Here is a 1,706-nt window from a genome sequence, read left to right on the forward strand (position 1 = left end):
GCGCCACGGCGGACTATACCAATGCCACCTATTCGAGCGTGCGCATGGCCTCCGGCGAGATCTTCCAGATCACGCTCTACCGCCGGGCTCACATTCTGGGACCCTTCTGCACGGCTGTTTACGAAGCCTGGCTCGAGGAGGAGATCGCCCGGGGCGGCATTCCGTTCCCGGGTGGTCTCGAAGGCTTCCTCGCCAACCGCTCCGCAGCGTCGCGTGCCATCTGGCGGGGTGCTCCCAAGCCGCAGGCCGACGATCTGAAGATGGCCAAGGCCCACGAGATCTGGTGCCGGCTCGGCGTCATGACGGACGCTGCGATTGCCGAGGACCTTGGCCACGACATCGAGGACGTCTACGCCCAGCGCGCGCGCGAGAAGGCGCTCAGAGCCACCTATGGCCTGCCCGACCATCAATACCAGGGGATCACCACCCCTTCCGGCAACCAATCCGAAGACCCCGCCGACGATCTTGCCGCGCAGCATCCCTCCGAGGACAGCTCACAGTCATGACCATCATCACCGACTATGCCGATCCGTGCGCCGTGCTGCCGCGGATCCGGGAAGCCTATTACGCGCTGCTCGAGGGCCGGCGTCCGGAAGTCATCGAGTTCGACGCCGGAAATGGCGTCAGGCGCAAGGTGCAATACGGCAAGACCGATCTCGCTTCACTCCGGGCCGAGCTGTCACGGCTGGAAAGCTTCTGCGGTCGGACCGGCGGCCTTCGACGCCGTTACGGTCTCAGGGCGGGAGGTCTGTGATGCCTGGACAGCTTCTTCGCCTCGGTGACCGCCTGCTGAACACGCCGCTGCTCATCCATCCCGCCAAGGCCCAGATCATCCTCGGCGCCCTGAGCGGCAGGATTGGGCTCGAGGCCAGCCTCTTCTCGGCAGAGGATGGCATGGATGCGCCGGACGCCAATCGTTTCACCGGCTCCGCGCGCCGCCCGGATGGCACCACATCCATGATGCGCACCGCGGACGGCGTCGCCATCATCCCGGTGCTCGATACGCTGGTGAACCGCGGCGCCTGGCTCGACAGCCGGTCGGGGCTCACCAGCTACGAGGGGATCGCAGCCCAACTGCGCGCGGCAGGGCAAGACCCGGAGGTACGGTCGGTCCTGCTCGACATCTCCTCGCCCGGTGGTGAAGCCGCCGGCATGGCAGGTCTGACGGAAATGATCAGTTCTGTCCGCCAGACCAGGCCTGTCACTGCGTTTGTCAACGACATGGCGGCCTCTGCAGCGTATGGCATCGCCAGCGGCGCCAACGAGATCGTCATCTCGCCCACATCCATTGTCGGCTCCATTGGCGTCGTCATGCTGCATGCCGACCGCTCGGGCGAACTGGCGGCGCAGGGCGTGAAGCCCACCCTGATCTTCGCCGGCAGCCACAAGGTCGACGGCAACCCGTTCGAGCCGCTCTCTGACGCGGTGCGCGCCGACCTGCAGGCCAGCGTCGATGCCCATTACCGCCAGTTCCTCGACACAGTTGCGATGGGGCGCGGCCGGAAGCTGACATCAGACATGGCACGCGCCACCGAGGCCCGCACCTTCATCGGAGCGGATGCCGTCCGCCTTGGCCTCGCCGACCGCATCGCCAGCTTCGATGAGGTGCTGACCTCACTTTCGGAACAGACCCGTTCACAGACCACCCGCCCATCCGGGCGCATAGCTCGCAAAGGAGGGATATCCATGAGCACAGAAGACATTGC

General features: G+C 65.8%; 2 protein-coding genes and 1 pseudogene. All 3 read left to right on the top strand.

From position 1 onward, the window contains the following. Nucleotides 1–506 (top strand): annotated as a pseudogene (locus ACKOED_RS13500) (hypothetical protein); the annotation flags it as partial. Beyond that, the gene (locus ACKOED_RS13505) at nt 503–754 is read left to right on the top strand and encodes a hypothetical protein (protein ID WP_408917122.1); all 252 of its coding nucleotides are present in this window, start codon (nt 503–505) and stop codon (nt 752–754) included. The pseudogene ACKOED_RS13500 and the gene ACKOED_RS13505, both read left to right, overlap by 4 nt. Continuing rightward, a partial coding sequence (locus ACKOED_RS13510; protein ID WP_408917123.1) for a S49 family peptidase occupies nt 754–1,706 on the top strand: 953 nt, incomplete at its 3' end. The genes ACKOED_RS13505 and ACKOED_RS13510, both read left to right, overlap by 1 nt.

Source organism: Aestuariivirga sp., from assembly GCF_046093005.1.
GTDB lineage: Bacteria > Pseudomonadota > Alphaproteobacteria > Rhizobiales > Aestuariivirgaceae > Aestuariivirga.

Coding starts and splice junctions, on each gene's coding strand:
- ACKOED_RS13505 (WP_408917122.1), top strand. CDS start 503: ATGACCATCATCACCGACTATGCCGATCCGTGCGCCGTGCTGCCGCGG.